The sequence below is a fragment of the Pseudomonas ulcerans genome, from assembly GCF_036324125.1.
GTDB lineage: Bacteria > Pseudomonadota > Gammaproteobacteria > Pseudomonadales > Pseudomonadaceae > Aquipseudomonas > Aquipseudomonas ulcerans.
On record NZ_JAZDQN010000019.1, the window covers coordinates 54,754 to 70,262 of the forward strand.

Sequence of the window (15,509 nt, forward strand, 5' to 3'; positions counted from 1 at the left end):
AACCTCCGCCAAGTCAGGGGTTCTTCCGGGAAAACCGCTGGTCTTGACGGTTGCAGCTACTTCGAGTCGGACGCCGTCGTATCCGTCCGCCCACGAGACACCACACGCTTTCCTGCAAGAGAACGTTGGCAGTGGATGAGGAGTGGCTAGATGGCTAAGTCAATCGGTGTGGTCAGCAAGGTGATCGGGCAGGTGTTCGCGGTCGACGCCGACGGAACCCGGCGGATGCTGGTCGAAGGCGACCGGCTGTTCGCGGGCGAACAGTTGCAGACCGGTGCGGCAGGGGCGGTGGCAGTGCATCTGGCCAACGGCGAGGAACTGACCCTGGGCCGCGACAGCAGCTTGATGCTGTCCAATGCCCTGCTGGCCAACCACGCTCCCCATGTGCAGGCGCCGGAGGCGATCACTCCCAGCGAAGCGCAGCTGACCGAGGTGGAGAAACTCCAGCAAGCCATCGCTGCCGGTGGCGACCCGACCCAGGATGCCGAGGCCACTGCGGCCGGTCCGAACAACGGTGCGCCGGGCGCGCTGGGCGGCGGGCACTCCTTCGTACTGCTGACCGAGGTCGGCGCGCGGGTCGACCCGGTCATCGGCTTCCCAACCGCGGGTTTCAATTTCTTCGGTGAGCTGGCCAATCTCGATACCGGCTTCATTGACCACAGCCTGCTGCCGGCGGTGGACAACCCGATCAGCCTCGAAGGGCTGTCGGTGGAAGGTGGCGAGATCACCGTCAATGAAGCCAACCTGCCACAGGGCTCGGCCAGCGACCCTGCGGGCCTGACCCAGGGCGGCAGCTTCAGCGTGATAGCCCCTGACGGGGTGTTCAACCTGAATGTCGGCGGCATCAATGTGCTGACCAATGGCAGCGTGACCGGTGTAGGACAATCCATCACCACCGGTACCGGCAACCTGCTGACCATTACCGGCTATGACCCTGCCACCGGCGTGGTCAGCTACACCTACACCCTGACCACCGCGGGCAGTGCCGTGGGCGAGAGCATCCCGGTCTCCGCCAGCGACACCAATGGCGATGTCACCAGCGGCAGCCTCGATGTCACCATCGTCGACGACGTGCCGCGGGCGGTGGACGACAGCAACCCCTCGGTCGCCACCGAGGCGTCGACCGTGCTGACCGGCAACGTCCTGCCCAACGATATCCAGGGTGCCGACCGGACGCCCAACCCGATCGTTCCGGGCACCTTCGTCGGCACCTACGGCACCCTGGTACTGGCCTCGGACGGCTCCTACACCTACACCCTGAATCCGTCAGATCCGGACTTCGTCAATCTGCACGGCGGCGGCAAGGGTACCGAGACCTTCACCTACACCCTGACCGACGCCGATGGCGACACCAGCACCGCGAACCTGGTGCTGGACATCACCAACCTCGACGATGGCGTGAACCTCGGCGGCGTTGGCGCCAACGGCGGGATCATCAGCGTATTCGAGAAGAACCTCGCCACCGGCAGCAGCCCCGATACAGCGGCCCTCACCCAGAGCGGCAGCTTTACCGTCAGCGCGGCCGATGGCCTGCAGAACCTCAGCGTCGGCGGTATCAACGTCATCACTGGTGGCGTGGCGATCACTTCGCCGCAATCGATCGTCACCCCGCTGGGCAACACCCTTACCGTCATCAGCTACGACCCGGCTACCGGCGTGGTGAACTACAGCTACACCCTGGTGGAGAACGAGGCGCACCCAAGCGGCGGCGGTGCCAACAACCTGAGCGAAACCTTCACCGTGGTGGCCAGCGATACCGATGGCAGCACCAGCAGCATCAACCTCAATGTGGTGATCGTCGACGACGTGCCGCGGGCGGTGGACGACACCAACGCCTCGGTGGCTACCGAGGCGTCGACGGTGCTGACCGGAAATGTTTTGCCCAACGATGTCCAGGGCGCCGACAGGGTCGCCAGCCCGATCGTCCCGGGGACCTTCGTCGGGACCTACGGCACCCTGGTGCTGGCTGCGGATGGTTCCTACACCTATACGCTGAATCCGTCAGACCCGGACTTCTTCAATCTCCACGGTGGTGGCCAGGGCACGGAAACCTTCACCTACACCCTGACCGATGCCGATGGCGACACCAGCACTGCCAACCTGGTGCTGAACATCACCAACCTGAACGACCCGGTGACCCTGGGTGGTCTCGATACCGCAGGCAGTGAACTGTCGGTCTACGAGAAGAACCTGGAGACCGGCAGCAGCCCGGATGCCGGTGCGCTGACCCAGAGCGGGACCTTCACCGTGACTGCGCCTGACGGTCTGCAAACCTTGAGCGTGGGCGGTATCAACGTCATCAGCGGCGGCGTGGCGGCCGGGTTCCCGCAGACGGTGACCACACCGCTGGGCAATACCCTGACCGTCACCGGCTACAACCCGAGCACCGGGGTGGTTTCCTACAGCTACACCCTGGTGGGCAATGAGGCTCATCCGAATGCCGGGGGGGCGAACAGCCTGACCGAGAGCTTCAGCGTCAGCGCGACCGATACCGACGGTTCCACCAGCAGCGGCAGCCTGGACGTGAATATCGTCGACGACACGCCGACGGCGGTTGCCGATACCAACGCTTCGGTAGCGACCGAAGCGGCCACGGTGCTGACCGGCAATGTGCTGACCAACGATATCCAGGGCGCTGACCGGGTCGCCGGACCTATCACCGCCGGGACGTTCGTTGGGATCTACGGCACCCTGGTCTTGGCTGCGGATGGTTCCTACACCTATACCCTGAATCCTTCAGATCCGGACTTCTTCAATCTGCATGGCGGCGGCACGGGGACCGAGACCTTTGCCTACACCCTGACTGACGCCGATGGGGATACCAGCACCGCGAACCTGGTGCTGGATATCAAGAACCTCAATGATCCGGTGACCTTGACCGGGCTGGATAACGCTGGTGGCGAGCTGTCGGTCTACGAAAAGAACCTCAGCGATGGCAGCGCGCCAGACGCCGGTGCGCTGACCCAGAACGGGACCTTCACCGTGACTGCGCCTGACGGTCTGCAAACCTTGAGCGTGGGCGGCATCAACGTCATCAGCGGCGGCGTGGCGGTGACCTTCCCGCAAACTGTTACGACCCCGTTGGGGAATACGCTGACGGTCACCGGCTACAATGCCAGCACCGGGGTTGTGTCCTACAGCTACACCCTGCTGGACAACGAGGCGCATCCGAATGCGGGTGGCGCGAACAGCCTGACCGAGAGCTTCACCGTTACCGCGACCGATACCGATGGCTCCAGCAGCAGTGGCAGCCTGGATGTGAATATCGTCGACGACACGCCGACGGCGGTTGCCGATACCAATGCCTCGGTGGCAACCGAGGCGGCCACGGTACTCACGGGTAATGTCCTGACCAACGATGTGCAAGGCGCCGACCGTGTCAGCGGACCGATCACCGCCGGCACCTTCGTCGGCACCTACGGCACCCTGGTGCTGGCTGCGGATGGCTCCTACACCTACACCCTGAATCCGTCAGATCCGGACTTCTACAACCTGCATGGCGGCGGTACGGGCACCGAAACCTTCGCCTACACCCTGAAGGACGCCGACGGCGACACCAGCACCGCCAACCTGGTGCTGAACATCAAGAACCTCAATGACCCGGTGACCCTCAACGGCCTCGACAAGGCCGGTGGCGAACTGACCGTCTACGAGAAGAACCTCAACGATGGCAGCGCGCCGAACGCCGCTGCGCTGACCCAGAGCGGCACCTTCACCGTGACTGCGCCGGATGGTCTGCAAACCCTGAGCGTCGGTGGCATCAATGTCATCAGCGGTGGGGTCGCTGCGACCTTCCCGCAAACCGTGACCACGCCACTGGGCAACACCCTGACCGTCTCCGGCTACAACCCGAGCACAGGCGTGGTGTCCTACAGCTACACCCTGCTGGACAACGAGGCGCACCCCAGCGGCAACGGCATCAACAACCTGACCGAAAGCTTCACGGTGACCGCCACGGATACCGACGGCAGCAGCGCCAGCGGCAGCCTTGATGTGACGATCGTCGACGACGTGCCTACCGCGCGTCCGGACACGGTCTCGGTGATCGAGGGTGACACGGTGACCGGTAATGTCCTCGGCAACGACACCAAGGGCGCCGACGATCCCGGCAGCAACGTGGTGGTTGGGGTTCGGGCGGGCTCGAATACCGCGACCTCGGCCATCGGCTCGCTGAATACCAACGTCGTCGGTACCTACGGCACCCTGACCCTGGATGCCGCGGGCAACGCGGTGTACCACGCCAACCCGAACGCGGTGGCCGCAGCCGGTGCCCAGGACGTGTTCACCTACACCATCCGCGACGCCGACGGCGATGAAAGCACCACCACGCTGACGGTGAATGTGAAGGATTGTTCGCTGGTAGCCGGTCAGGACCAGGACATCACGGTGTACGAAAAAGCCCTGGACCTGAGCAAGGACGGCCAGGACCTCGCCGCCGGTACCGTGGTCGGCAGCGATCCGACCAGCACCGGGGAAACCGGCACGGGCACGCTGGTGGGGTCGGTGTCGGGCGGTTCTGGCGCCATCACCTACACGCTGGTCGGCAGCACGACCGGTTCCTACGGCCAGATCCAGTTGCTGGCGAACGGTTCCTACACCTACACCCTGACCTCGGCACCGAAGACGCCGGGTGGCGCCAATGACGGTGCCAACACCATGACCGAATCCTTCACCTACAAGGCGACGGATGCCCTCGGCAACTTCACTACCAGCACCATCCAGATCAACATCGTCGACGACGTGCCCAAGGCCGTGGGCGAGACCCGTTCGGTCACCCCGGGGCAGGTGGATTCCAACCTGCTGCTGGTGATAGACGTGTCCGGCAGCATGAACGACGCCTCCGGCGTGCCCGGGCTGACCCGTCTGCAACTGGCCAAGCAGGCGATCAACGCCTTGCTCGACAAGTACGACGACCTCGGCGACGTGAAGGTGCAGATCGTCACGTTCTCCAGCGGAGCCACCGGACAGTCGGCGGTGTGGGTCACGGTCGACCAGGCCAAGGCCATCGTCAATGGCTTGAGTGCCGGCGGCTCGACCTACTACGACTCGGCGACCACCCAGGCGCAATCGGCGTACGTCACCGCGGGAAAAATCACGGGTGCGCAGAACATCACCTACTTCTTCTCCGACGGTGAACCTACGTCCGGGCACGCTATTTCCGGCACTCGGGAAACCACCTGGACCAACTTCCTGGATACCAACGGGATCAAGTCCTACGCCATCGGCCTGGGCAGCGGGGTGAATGCCGGCAACCTCAATCCGCTGGCCTACGACGGCAGCACCCACACCGACACCAACGCTACCGTGGTCACCGATCTCAACCAGCTGGACTCGGTGCTCTCCGGCACGGTGCAGGGGGCGCCGGTCACCGGCAGCCTGATGAGTGGTGGTACCTTCGGCGCCGATGGCGGCTTCATCAAGTCGCTGGTGATCGACGGGACCACCTACACCTACGATCCGAAAGGCAACTCCAACCAGGGCTCCTATGCCACCAGCGGCGGTACCGACCGCGGCACCTTCGATACCGTGACCAACAGCATCACGGTGAAGACGGCGATTGGTGGTTCGATCGTGGTCGACATGGACACCGGTGAGTTCACCTACACACCACCGAAGGACAACGGCAGCAGCCAGGTGGACAACATCGGCTACGTGATCAGCGACAACGATGGCGACCTGGCCAATGCCACCCTGGTAGTCAATGTCTACACCAACTCGGCGCCGGTACCGGGGGCCGACCATGTCATCACCAACATTCTCTCGTCGAGTATCACGGTGCCGGCCGAGGCGCTGCTGGCCAACGATACGGATGCCAACGGCGATCGCCTGTCGGCGTCGCCGATCACCTTCAACACCGGCTGGAGTGCCCGCGGCGCGGACTTCACCGTGGGCAGCACGACGCCGACGGTAGTGTTCAACGGTAACACCAACATCCTGGCGAACCAGGTGAAGGACATCGCTCGCAGCAGCTTTACCGGCACCGCGTCTTCCACCACCGCGGCGGTGATCGTCAGTGGCTACCTTGGGGCGGTGACCTCGGCCAATGCCAACGACGAAGACACCATCACCGTGACCCTGAAGCAGGGCGAGAGCCTGAATCTCGATCACGACCGTCCTGCCGGCAATGTGCTGATGGAGTGGAAGGATGCCAGCGGCAGCTACCAGACCATCGCCGACGGCGGAACCTTCACCGCCACCCACGATGGCGTCTACAGCATCCATGTGGTCAACCTGACCAACAGCAGCGGGGGAGGCAGCGCCAACAACGCGGAAAACTACCAGCTGACCATGACCATCGATTACTCCGGTGCGGCCAACAACACGCCGCAGTACAACGGCAGCTACACCGTGACCGACGGCCATGGCGGCACGGCGACCGGCGCGGTGGACATCAACTACCAGGACAGCTCGACCCTGACCGGGACCGTCAACGCCGACACCCTGCTGGGCGGCAGCGGCAACGACACCCTCAACGGGGGAGATGGCAACGACGTGCTGATCGGCGGGGACGGCAACGACTCGCTGTATGGTGGCAACGGCAATGACCTGCTGATCGGTGGTCCGGGCAACGACCTGCTGGATGGTGGCGCGGGGATCGATACCGCCAGCTATGCCAGTGCCACCAGCGCGGTGACGGTGAACCTGTCCATCGCTGGCCAGCAGAACACCGTGGGCGCTGGACTCGACACCCTGGTGTCGATCGAGAACCTGATAGGGTCCGACTACAACGACACCCTCACCGGCGACGGCAACGCCAACCTGCTCCAGGGCGGCCTGGGCAATGACGTCCTCAACGGCGGCGGTGGCGACGACGTGCTGATCGGCGGGCGGGGCGATGACACCATGACCGGCGGGCCGGGGGCTGACACATTCCTCTGGCAACTGGGCGACACCGGGCATGACGTGGTCACCGACTTCACCCCGGGGACCGATCGTCTCGACCTGTCGCAACTTCTCCAGGGCGAGAACGCCACCAGTGCGTCACTGGACGATTACCTGCACTTCAAGGTGACCGGCAGTGGCGCCAGCCTGGTATCGACCATCGAGGTCAGTTCGGTGGCCGGTGCGGCACCGACCCAGACAATCGACCTGGCCGGGGTCGACCTGGCCCAGCACTACGGCGTGACGGCGGGAGCGGGCGGGGTGGTCGCGGCGGGGGCGGACACGGCGACCATCATCAACGGCATGCTGAATGACCATTCGTTGAAGGTGGATACGGTGTAAGACCTGATGGCCTCATCGCCGGCGCTGCCGGCGATGAGGCCATCGGCAATCACGCATCAGCCAGGCCGATGCAGGGTCTTCTGCCGCAGGATGTAGATCGAAACCAGCACCGCGCTGGTCAGCATGAAGCCTCGCGCCCAGGGCGAGGGCACCAGGTAGCAGGAAAAACCGATACTCGCCCACATCAGGCCGATGGCGTAGACCTTGCCTTTGAGCGGTATGCCTTCGCCGCTGAGGTAGTCGCGAATCCACGGCCCCAGGCGCGGATGATTCACCAGCCAGTCATGGAAGCGCGGGGAACTGCGGGCGAAGCAGGCGGCGGCGAGCAATAGAAAAGGAGTGGTTGGCAATACCGGAAGGAATATGCCAATCACCCCCAACGCGACACTGAGCCAGCCGATGGCCAGCAGCAGGTAGCGCATCATCACGCAATCAGTGGTGGCGCGGCTTGAGCAGGGCCGGTTTTTCGTCTGGCGCGTGGCACAGCAGGTACAGCGCGGTCAGCGCTTCCGGAATCTGCACGATCATGTCGTCCATCAGGTTGGCGTCGCTGGCGATGTCGGCGAACTCAGGCTGCTCGTCGAACAGGCCGGAACCGACCATGATCGGCAGGAGCATCTCGCTGACTTCTTCCTCGGCGCTCTCGAACCAGGCTTCTTCGCGCAGGAAAACGCCTTCCATGAAGCCGATGCACCAGCCGCGCAGGTCGGAATCGTCCGGCTCTTCGCCGAGGTCGAGGTCGCACGGCAGCTCGAATTCCTCGTCGCTGGCCAGCTGGCGGGCGATGTGCGCCTTGAGCTGGACCAGGGTCGCCTCGATCTCGGCGCGCTGGGCGTCGCTGGCGTAGTGGGGTTCCTCGGAGAACAGGGCGTCGATCCATTCACGCTCCGGGACCTCTTCGGCGCAGATCGACAGCGCGGTCATGTAGCCGTGGGCGGCAACGTAGTCCAGCGCCTCTTCGTGCAGCTCATCGGCGTCGAGGAAGGCTTGCAGGCGGGTCAATTGCTCAGCGAAGGACATTAGGGGCTACCTTGGAAACGGAACGATGCTGAATTCTAGCATTTTGCGGCCACTACAAGGCAAAGGATGACGGTCTATCGTGCGGTCGTCCTGCAAGGGCGGGGGCTCGGGTATACTGACGGCTTTTTTCCGCCCGGGGTGGGGATTTCCCCCGGTAAAAGCTGCTTGCGTTTTTTCACGTGAGCCGCACGCGGTTTTCATCCAGCCTGTGTGGCCGGGATGGGTTCACGATTTTTGGAGTGGTTATGCTCGAACAGGCTCAGCGCGTTCTTCGCGACATCTTCGGCTACGACAGCTTCCGCGGTCGCCAGGGGGCGATCATCGAACGCGTGGCCAAGGGCGGCGACGCGCTGGTGCTGATGCCCACCGGCGGCGGCAAGTCCTTGTGCTTCCAGGTCCCGGCGCTGTTGCGCAACGGCCTGGCGGTGGTGGTCTCGCCACTGATCGCGCTGATGGAAGACCAGGTCGCCACCCTCGACGAACTGGGTGTCGCGGCTGCTTCCCTGAACTCCACCATGAGCCCCGAGCAGCAGCGCGAGCTGGCCGGGCGCATCCGCCGTGGCGAGCTGAAGATGCTCTACCTGGCTCCCGAGCGCCTGGTGCAGCCGCGCATGCTGGACTTCCTGCGCGAACTCGACATCGCCCTGTTCGCCATCGACGAGGCCCACTGCGTATCGCAATGGGGCCACGACTTCCGCCCGGAATACCTGCAACTGGGCCAACTGGCCGAGCTCTTCCCCAACGTGCCGCGCATCGCCCTGACCGCCACCGCGGACATGCGTACCCGCGAGGAGATCGTGGAGCGCCTGCACCTGCACGACGCCGAGCGTTTCCTGTCCAGTTTCGACCGGCCGAACATCTTCTACCGCATCGTGCCCAAGGAGCAGCCGCGCAAGCAGTTGCTGGCGTTCCTCGCCGAGCGCCGCGGCAACGCCGGGATCGTCTACTGCCTGTCGCGCAAGAAGGTCGACGAGGTTGCCGCGTTCCTCTGCGACCAGGGCTTCCCGGCGCTGCCGTACCACGCCGGGCTGCCGGCCGAGACCCGCGCGGCCAACCAGCGGCGTTTCCTCAACGAGGAAGGGCTGATCATGGTCGCCACCATCGCCTTCGGCATGGGTATCGACAAGCCCAACGTGCGCTTCGTCGCCCACCTCGACCTGCCCAAGTCGCTGGAAGCCTACTACCAGGAAACCGGCCGCGCCGGCCGTGATGGCCTGCCATCGGATGCCTGGATGGCCTACGGCCTGCAGGACATGGTGATGCTCAAGCAGATGCTGCAGAACTCCGAAGGCGACGAGCGGCACAAACGCGTCGAGCAGCACAAACTCGACGCCATGCTCGCCCTCTGCGAGGAAACCCGCTGCCGCCGCCAGGCCCTGCTGCGCTATTTCGACGAGGAACTGCCGCAGCCTTGCGGGCACTGCGACAACTGCGTCGACGGCGTGCAGACCTGGGACGCCACCGAGGCGGCGCGCCAGGCCCTGTCGGCGATCTACCGCACCGGCCAGCGCTATGGCGTCGGCCACCTGGTGGACGTGCTGCTGGGCAAGGACAACGAGAAGGTGCGCAATTTCGGCCACGAGAAGCTTTCCGTGTATGGCGTCGGCAAGAGCCGTTCCGAGAGCGAATGGCGCTCGCTGTTCCGCCAGTTGGTGGCGCGTGGGCTGGTGGATGTCGATCTCGACGGCTATGGCGGCCTGCGCCTGTCCGACACGTGCCGGCCGCTGCTGCGCGGTGAAGTGACCCTGGAGCTGCGCCGCGATCTCAAGCCCCAGACCAGCAGCAAGGGCAGCAGCAGCGGCGGCAGCCCGGCCAGCCAGCTGGTGCGTGGCGACGAGCGCGAGCAGTGGGAGGCCCTGCGCAGCCTGCGGCGCAAGCTGGCCGAGGAACACGGTGTGCCGCCGTACGTCATCTTCCCCGATTCGACCCTGCTGGAAATGCTCCGCAGCCAGCCCACCAGCCTGGCCGAGATGGCCCGGGTCAGTGGCGTCGGCGCACGCAAGCTGGAGCGCTACGGCGAGGCGTTCCTCGAAGTGCTCGGCGGCGAAGCCGAGGCGCCGCCGGTGGTCACCGACCTGCGTCACGAACTGGTCAGCCTGGCCCGCGCCGGCATGACGCCGGCGCAGATCGCCGGTCAGCTGAAATGCAGTGAGAAGAACGTCTACAGCCTCCTGGCCGAAGCCATCGGCCGTCAGGAGCTGTCGCTGGAACAGGCCCTGGACCTGCCGGAAGACCTGATGATGGAAGTGCAGGATGCCTTCCTCGACGGCGAGGGCGAATTGCCGCCGGTTTCGGAAATCCTGCCGCTGTTCGGTTCCCGCGTGCCGGAAGGCGTGCTTTATTGCGTGCGTGCGGCGCTGGCGGCCGAATTCGAGATGTGAGCCAGGGTGTCACGAATTCTTACGTTTGGTCCGAAGCGTCATCCAGATGGACCTTGCCTAAGCGCAACGGGCATGGTTAGCTGGCTAATAATTAGTTCTGAATAAGAGTTTTTCATGCCCCTCACCGATCAACACCGCTTCGGCATGCAACTGGCCCATATGTCCCGTGGCTGGCGTGCCGAGCTGGACCGCCGCCTGGCCGGCCTCAACCTGTCCCAGGCGCGCTGGCTCGTGCTGCTGCACCTCGCCCGTTTCGAAGAAGCCCCGACCCAGCGCGAGCTGGCCCAGAGCGTGGGCGTCGAAGGGCCGACCCTGGCCCGTCTGCTGGACAGCCTGGAATCCCAGGGCCTGGTCAGGCGCCAGGCCGTGGTGGAGGATCGCCGGGCCAAGAAGATCGTCCTGTGCCCGCCGGCCAAGCCGTTGATCGACCAGATCGAGACCATCGCCAATGCGCTGCGGGTGGAGTTGTTCACCGGGGTGGATGAAGAGGAACTGGCGGTGTGCATGCGGGTTCACACGCGGATCCTGGCGAACCTCGATAAATCCAAGGTCTGATTCCGAACTTCCAGGGCCTCATCGCTGGATGAGGCCCTAGAAGGTTTGTCCCAGGTTCAGGTACACCGCCTTCTGATCCTCGGTGTTGAACCCGTAACTGAAGCTCAACGGCCCCAGCGGCGTATCGAAGCCGACAAAGACGCTCGCGGCATTGATGTAGCCACTGTCGAACTCGTTATCGTTGTTCCACACCCGCCCGCGCTCCAGCGATCCCCCCAGGTACAACGGGAAGTCCAGCGGCAGGTAGGCCCGCGGCGTCAGCCTCCGGTAGTACACCAGCCGCGCCAGGCTCAGGTTCTGCCCCGACAGCGAGTTCTGGCGGAAGCCCGACAACTGCCGCGCCCCGCCCATCACCATGCTCGAAACCACCACGTCGGCATCGTCCAGCGTGCGTCCGTAGCGGCCGCCCAGGACGAAGGTGTTCGGCCCGCTGCTCAGGGCCTTGTCCAGCTTGAAGTCCCATTGCCGGTAGCGCTGGTCGGAGCCAAGGTCCGGCTCGAACTGGCGCAGGGTCAGGCGGATATCCTCGCCGTGATGGGGGAAGTAGACGTTGTCCAGGGTGTCGAACGAATACTTCAGCTCATAGAAGCCTTCGTTGAAGCTGGCCTTGGGCAGGTCCTGGTCGCCGATGCGCACGTTCGCCTCGCCCCAGGCCTGGCCGACGCCCAGGCGCACCTCGCCGCTGGTGCCGATCTGCCGGCCCAGGTTGAGGCCGAAGCCGTAGCGCTCCAGGCGGTATTCGGCCACCGGGTCATCGTCCAGGGTCGCTTCGATGTTCTGTGATCCGAGGTTGAGGTACGGCGCGACGAAATAGCGCGAGCCGGCATCCAGCGGCTGGTAGAACTCGCTGTACAGCTCCTGCACGTCGCCGATCTGCGCCCGGGTCAGCCATTCCGCACCGAGCTTGTTGATGCCGTTGACCCGGTAGCTGGCGCCCAGGTTGAAGGCGCTGTCGCCGCGCATGTCGTCCGACAGGTTGAGACCCAGGCGCAGGTAGTCGGTGCCGCCGGTACGCCCTCGGGCATTGATCACCAGGGTATGGTCCTGGCCCTTGTGCACCACGCGGTATTGCACCCGGTCGAAGTAGTCCAGGCCGTACAGGGTACCCATGTCGGTCTGCAGGCGATCCAGTTCCAGCGGCTCGCCGATGGGCTGGCGGATGTAGTAGCGGATCACGTCGTCGCTGACCTTGGAGTCGTTCTCGATGCGGATCGCGGTGATGACCGGGGTGCGCTGGCTCGGCGAGCGCGCGACGGCCAGCTCGACGTCTCCTTCGGGCGGACGCAACGCGGCGAGGCGGTTGTCGAGGATGCGCGTGGCGCGGTAGCCGGCCTCCATCATTTCCTCGGCCCGGCCGAAATCGGTGGCGCTGATGCTGGCCAGCGGCGGCTGGATCAGGATGTCGTCGCGGTGCAGGGCGGCCAGTTGCTCTTCCGAGTTGCGTCGGGTCATCAGGGTGATGGACTGGTTGAGTACGTCCACCACCGTGCCCAGTTGCTTGCGGTTGCGCAGCGGAGTGCCGATGTCGACGACGATGGCCACGTCGACACCCATCTCGCGGACGATATCCAGCGGGATGTTGTCGACCATGCCGCCATCCACCAGCAGGCGGCCGTCCAGCTCCACCGGGGCGAACACCGCCGGGATCGACATGCTGGCGCGGATCACCTGGGGCAGGTGGCCGCGACTGAACACTACCTTCTCGCCGCTGGCGATATCGGTGGCGACGGCGCGGAACGGGATCGGCAGCTTGTTGAAGTCCCGGGTGTCGCTGGTATGGGCCAGCAGGCTTTCCAGCAACAGCGCCAGGTTCTGGCCCTGGATCACCCCCAGCGGCAGGCCGAGGCTGCCGTCGTCGCGGAAGCTGATCTTCTGCTTGACCAGGAAGTCGCGGTCGTCCTGTTTGCGCCTGAAGGGCACGTCCTTGCGCGGCGGGGCATCGGACAGCGCCTGTTGCCAGTCGATGGTGCGCGCCAGCTTTTCCAGTTCCTCGACCCTGTAGCCAGAGGCATAGAGGCCACCGATCACCGCGCCCATGCTGGTGCCGGCGATGGCATCGATCTTCACCCCCTGTTCCTCCAGGGCCTTGAGCACGCCGATATGGGCCAGGCCACGGGCGGCGCCGCCGGACAGCACCAGGCCGACCTTGGGCCGGGTGGCTTCGGCGGCGAGCAGGGAAAGTGGGGCAAGGAACAGCAAGAGGCTCAACAACAGGCGGCGCATCGTGATTCTCGGAATCGGGAGCAAGCCGCTAGTATAAGCGCCACACATTTTGTTTGAGGTTGTTGCCGTGAGCGCTTCGAAGCCGGAAATCGTCATCACTTATTGCACTCAGTGCCAATGGCTGCTGCGGGCGGCCTGGCTGGCCCAGGAACTGCTCAGTACCTTCAGTGACGATCTCGCCCGGGTGGCCCTGGAGCCGGCAACCGGCGGCAACTTCCGCATCACCTGCGACGGCGTGCAGATCTGGGAGCGCAAGGCCGATGGCGGCTTCCCCGAAGCCAAGGTGCTCAAACAGCGGGTGCGCGACCAGATCGATCCGCAGCGCGATCTGGGTCACAACGATCGCTAGTGCTCCGCGACCGCCCTGGATGATTCGCTATTGGCGGCGAGACGGCTGGAAATGACGATGGCAAAGATAATCAGCACGCCCCCCGCGAGCATGCGCGGCGTTGGCGTCTCGGCGAACAGCATCCAGGCCACGGCGATGCCGTAGATCGGTTCCATGGCGAACACCACCGCAGCGGTGCGCGCCTTGATCACCCCCAGCGCCGCCACGAACAGGCTGTGGGCGACGCCGGTGCAGAACACTCCGAGCAGGCCGATCCACAGCCAGTCCAGTGCCGGTACCGCGCCCAGCCCAGGGGTGGCGAAGGGCAGCAGGCACAGGGCGACCACCAGGTTCTGGCACATGGCCGCCTGCACCGCCGGGATCCGCCCGGAACCGGCGCGGTTGGTCAGCGACAACAAGGAAAACAGCAGGCCCGAGAGCAGCGACCAGAGCAGCCCGCCGGTGGCTTCGCTGGCCAGGTTGAATTCCGGCGTCACCAGTACCAGGCCGATGCTGACCAGGCCCACCAGCAGCAACTCGTTGCCGCGGATCCGCTCGCGGAACAGCAGGCCTTCGAGGATCACGGTGAAGGCGGGAAAACTGGCGAAGCCGAGGGTGGCGATGGCCACGCCGCTGACCTTCACCGAAATGAAGAAGCTGACCCAGTGCCCCGCCAGCAGCACGCCACCGAGACCCAGGCGACGCCAGTCCTGGGCTTGCAGGGCTTTCCAGCCAGGTCCGGCAATGCGCACGAAGAGGCCCAGGGCGAGCACGGCAAAGGCCGCTCGGCCGAATACGATGATCGCCGGCGAGGCGCTGGCCAGCTTGCCGAAGACGCCGGTCAGGCCGAAGAACAGCGCGCCGATATGCAGGGCGCCGAGGGCGGTGCGGTGATTCATGGGAGTCCTTGCACGGTGGGAAATTGCCCGGCCAGTCTACGGCGCCCGGCGCGGGGCTGTCTGTCGCGATCCTCGCGTCAGTTGTCGCCAGACTCGCGGCGCAGGGCGCCGGGGCTGCGGCCGAACGCCTTGAGCATCGCCGCGGCGAAAGCGCTCTGGGAGCTGTAGCCGACCTGGCTGGCGATTTCGCCGATGGGCAGCGCGGTACCTTGCAGCAGGTGTCGCCCGCGCAGCAGGCGGCGCTGGCGGATGTAGTCCATCGGCGTGATCCCGCGTTCGGCCATGAAGCGCGCATGCAGGCGGGCGCTGGACAGCCCGGCCAGGCGCGCCAGGTCGGCGACCTGCAGCGGGTAGGCGGCGTATTGCTCGATATGCGCGTCGAAGGCGGCGTAGGGCAGTTGTCGTTGCGGGGTGGCGAGGGCGCTGCTGCCATTCAGGCTGGCGAGCAACAGCACCGCGCCCTGGCGGGCGATCAGCGGATCCTCGACCGGGCTCTGCGCCAGCCAGTCCACCAGTTGCTGCTGGCGGCCGTCCAGCTGCAAGGTACCGGGGCGTTCGAGCAAGCGCCGGCACGGATCGACATGGGCCCCCAGGCTGTCCTCCACCCAGCCGCAGCCGGGCACATCGAGCACCAGGCAATGGCTGCCGGCCGGACTGTCGCAACTGTGGTGCGCGCCGGCGGGAACCACCATGAGGTCCTGGCGCTCGACTCGCCCGCCGCGTCCGCCGACCTCGAACTCCAGGCGCCCGCGCAGGCCGAACACCAGTTGCGGGTGATCGTGGGCGTGGGTGATCAGGTCGTCGCGGTAGTGGCGCAGGGAAAGGATCGGGTCGCTGTTCATCGCTGCCGGGTCCGGAAGAGGGCGAAAGTTCACAGTG

At 65.2% G+C, this 15,509-nt stretch carries 9 protein-coding genes; 4 read left to right on the forward strand and 5 right to left on the reverse strand.

The features are described from left to right. The first annotated feature begins 150 nt into the window (after nucleotides 1-150). Nucleotides 151-7,224 carry a retention module-containing protein gene (locus V0R59_RS17780; RefSeq protein ID WP_330075677.1) on the forward strand — a complete coding sequence of 2,358 codons (7,074 nt, stop codon included), beginning with the start codon at nucleotides 151-153 and terminating at the stop codon, nucleotides 7,222-7,224. A 56-nt stretch (nucleotides 7,225-7,280) separates the two neighbouring features. Here the strand turns inward: V0R59_RS17780 and V0R59_RS17785 are convergent, their stop codons facing one another. Beyond that, nucleotides 7,281-7,646, reverse strand: a complete 366-nt coding sequence (locus tag V0R59_RS17785; RefSeq protein WP_330075722.1) for a YbaN family protein — start codon at nucleotides 7,644-7,646, stop codon at nucleotides 7,281-7,283. 10 nt (nucleotides 7,647-7,656) lie between these two features. Next, entirely contained in the window at nucleotides 7,657-8,244 is a 588-nt protein-coding gene (locus tag V0R59_RS17790; RefSeq protein ID WP_330075678.1) for a YecA/YgfB family protein, read from the reverse strand. 245 nt (nucleotides 8,245-8,489) lie between these two features. Here V0R59_RS17790 and recQ point away from each other — a divergent pair, with 245 nt between their 5' ends. Both recQ and V0R59_RS17800 read left to right on the forward strand, forming a co-directional pair. Next, on the forward strand, nucleotides 8,490-10,625 hold the full coding sequence (gene recQ / locus V0R59_RS17795; RefSeq protein WP_330075679.1) for a DNA helicase RecQ: 2,136 nt from the start codon (nucleotides 8,490-8,492) through the stop codon (nucleotides 10,623-10,625). Nucleotides 10,626-10,739: 114 nt separating this feature from the next. Beyond that, entirely contained in the window at nucleotides 10,740-11,180 is a 441-nt protein-coding gene (locus tag V0R59_RS17800) for a MarR family transcriptional regulator (RefSeq protein WP_330075680.1), read from the forward strand. Between the two features lie 36 nt (nucleotides 11,181-11,216). On the opposite strand, the gene V0R59_RS17805 is transcribed toward V0R59_RS17800, so the two are convergent. Next, nucleotides 11,217-13,403: a patatin-like phospholipase family protein gene (locus V0R59_RS17805; RefSeq protein ID WP_330075681.1), complete on the reverse strand. Its 2,187-nt coding sequence runs from the start codon at nucleotides 13,401-13,403 to the stop codon at nucleotides 11,217-11,219. A 67-nt stretch (nucleotides 13,404-13,470) separates the two neighbouring features. Between V0R59_RS17805 and V0R59_RS17810 the strand changes: the two genes are divergently transcribed. Next, nucleotides 13,471-13,752 carry a SelT/SelW/SelH family protein gene (locus V0R59_RS17810; RefSeq protein ID WP_316918652.1) on the forward strand — a complete coding sequence of 94 codons (282 nt, stop codon included), beginning with the start codon at nucleotides 13,471-13,473 and terminating at the stop codon, nucleotides 13,750-13,752. On the opposite strand, the gene V0R59_RS17815 is transcribed toward V0R59_RS17810, so the two are convergent. Then, complete coding sequence (locus V0R59_RS17815; protein WP_330075682.1) at nucleotides 13,749-14,630, reverse strand: DMT family transporter; 882 nt, start codon at nucleotides 14,628-14,630, stop codon at nucleotides 13,749-13,751. The genes V0R59_RS17810 and V0R59_RS17815 overlap by 4 nt on opposite strands. A 77-nt stretch (nucleotides 14,631-14,707) precedes the next feature. Then, on the reverse strand, nucleotides 14,708-15,472 hold the full coding sequence (locus tag V0R59_RS17820; protein WP_330075723.1) for an AraC family transcriptional regulator: 765 nt from the start codon (nucleotides 15,470-15,472) through the stop codon (nucleotides 14,708-14,710). Nucleotides 15,473-15,509 lie beyond the last annotated feature (37 nt).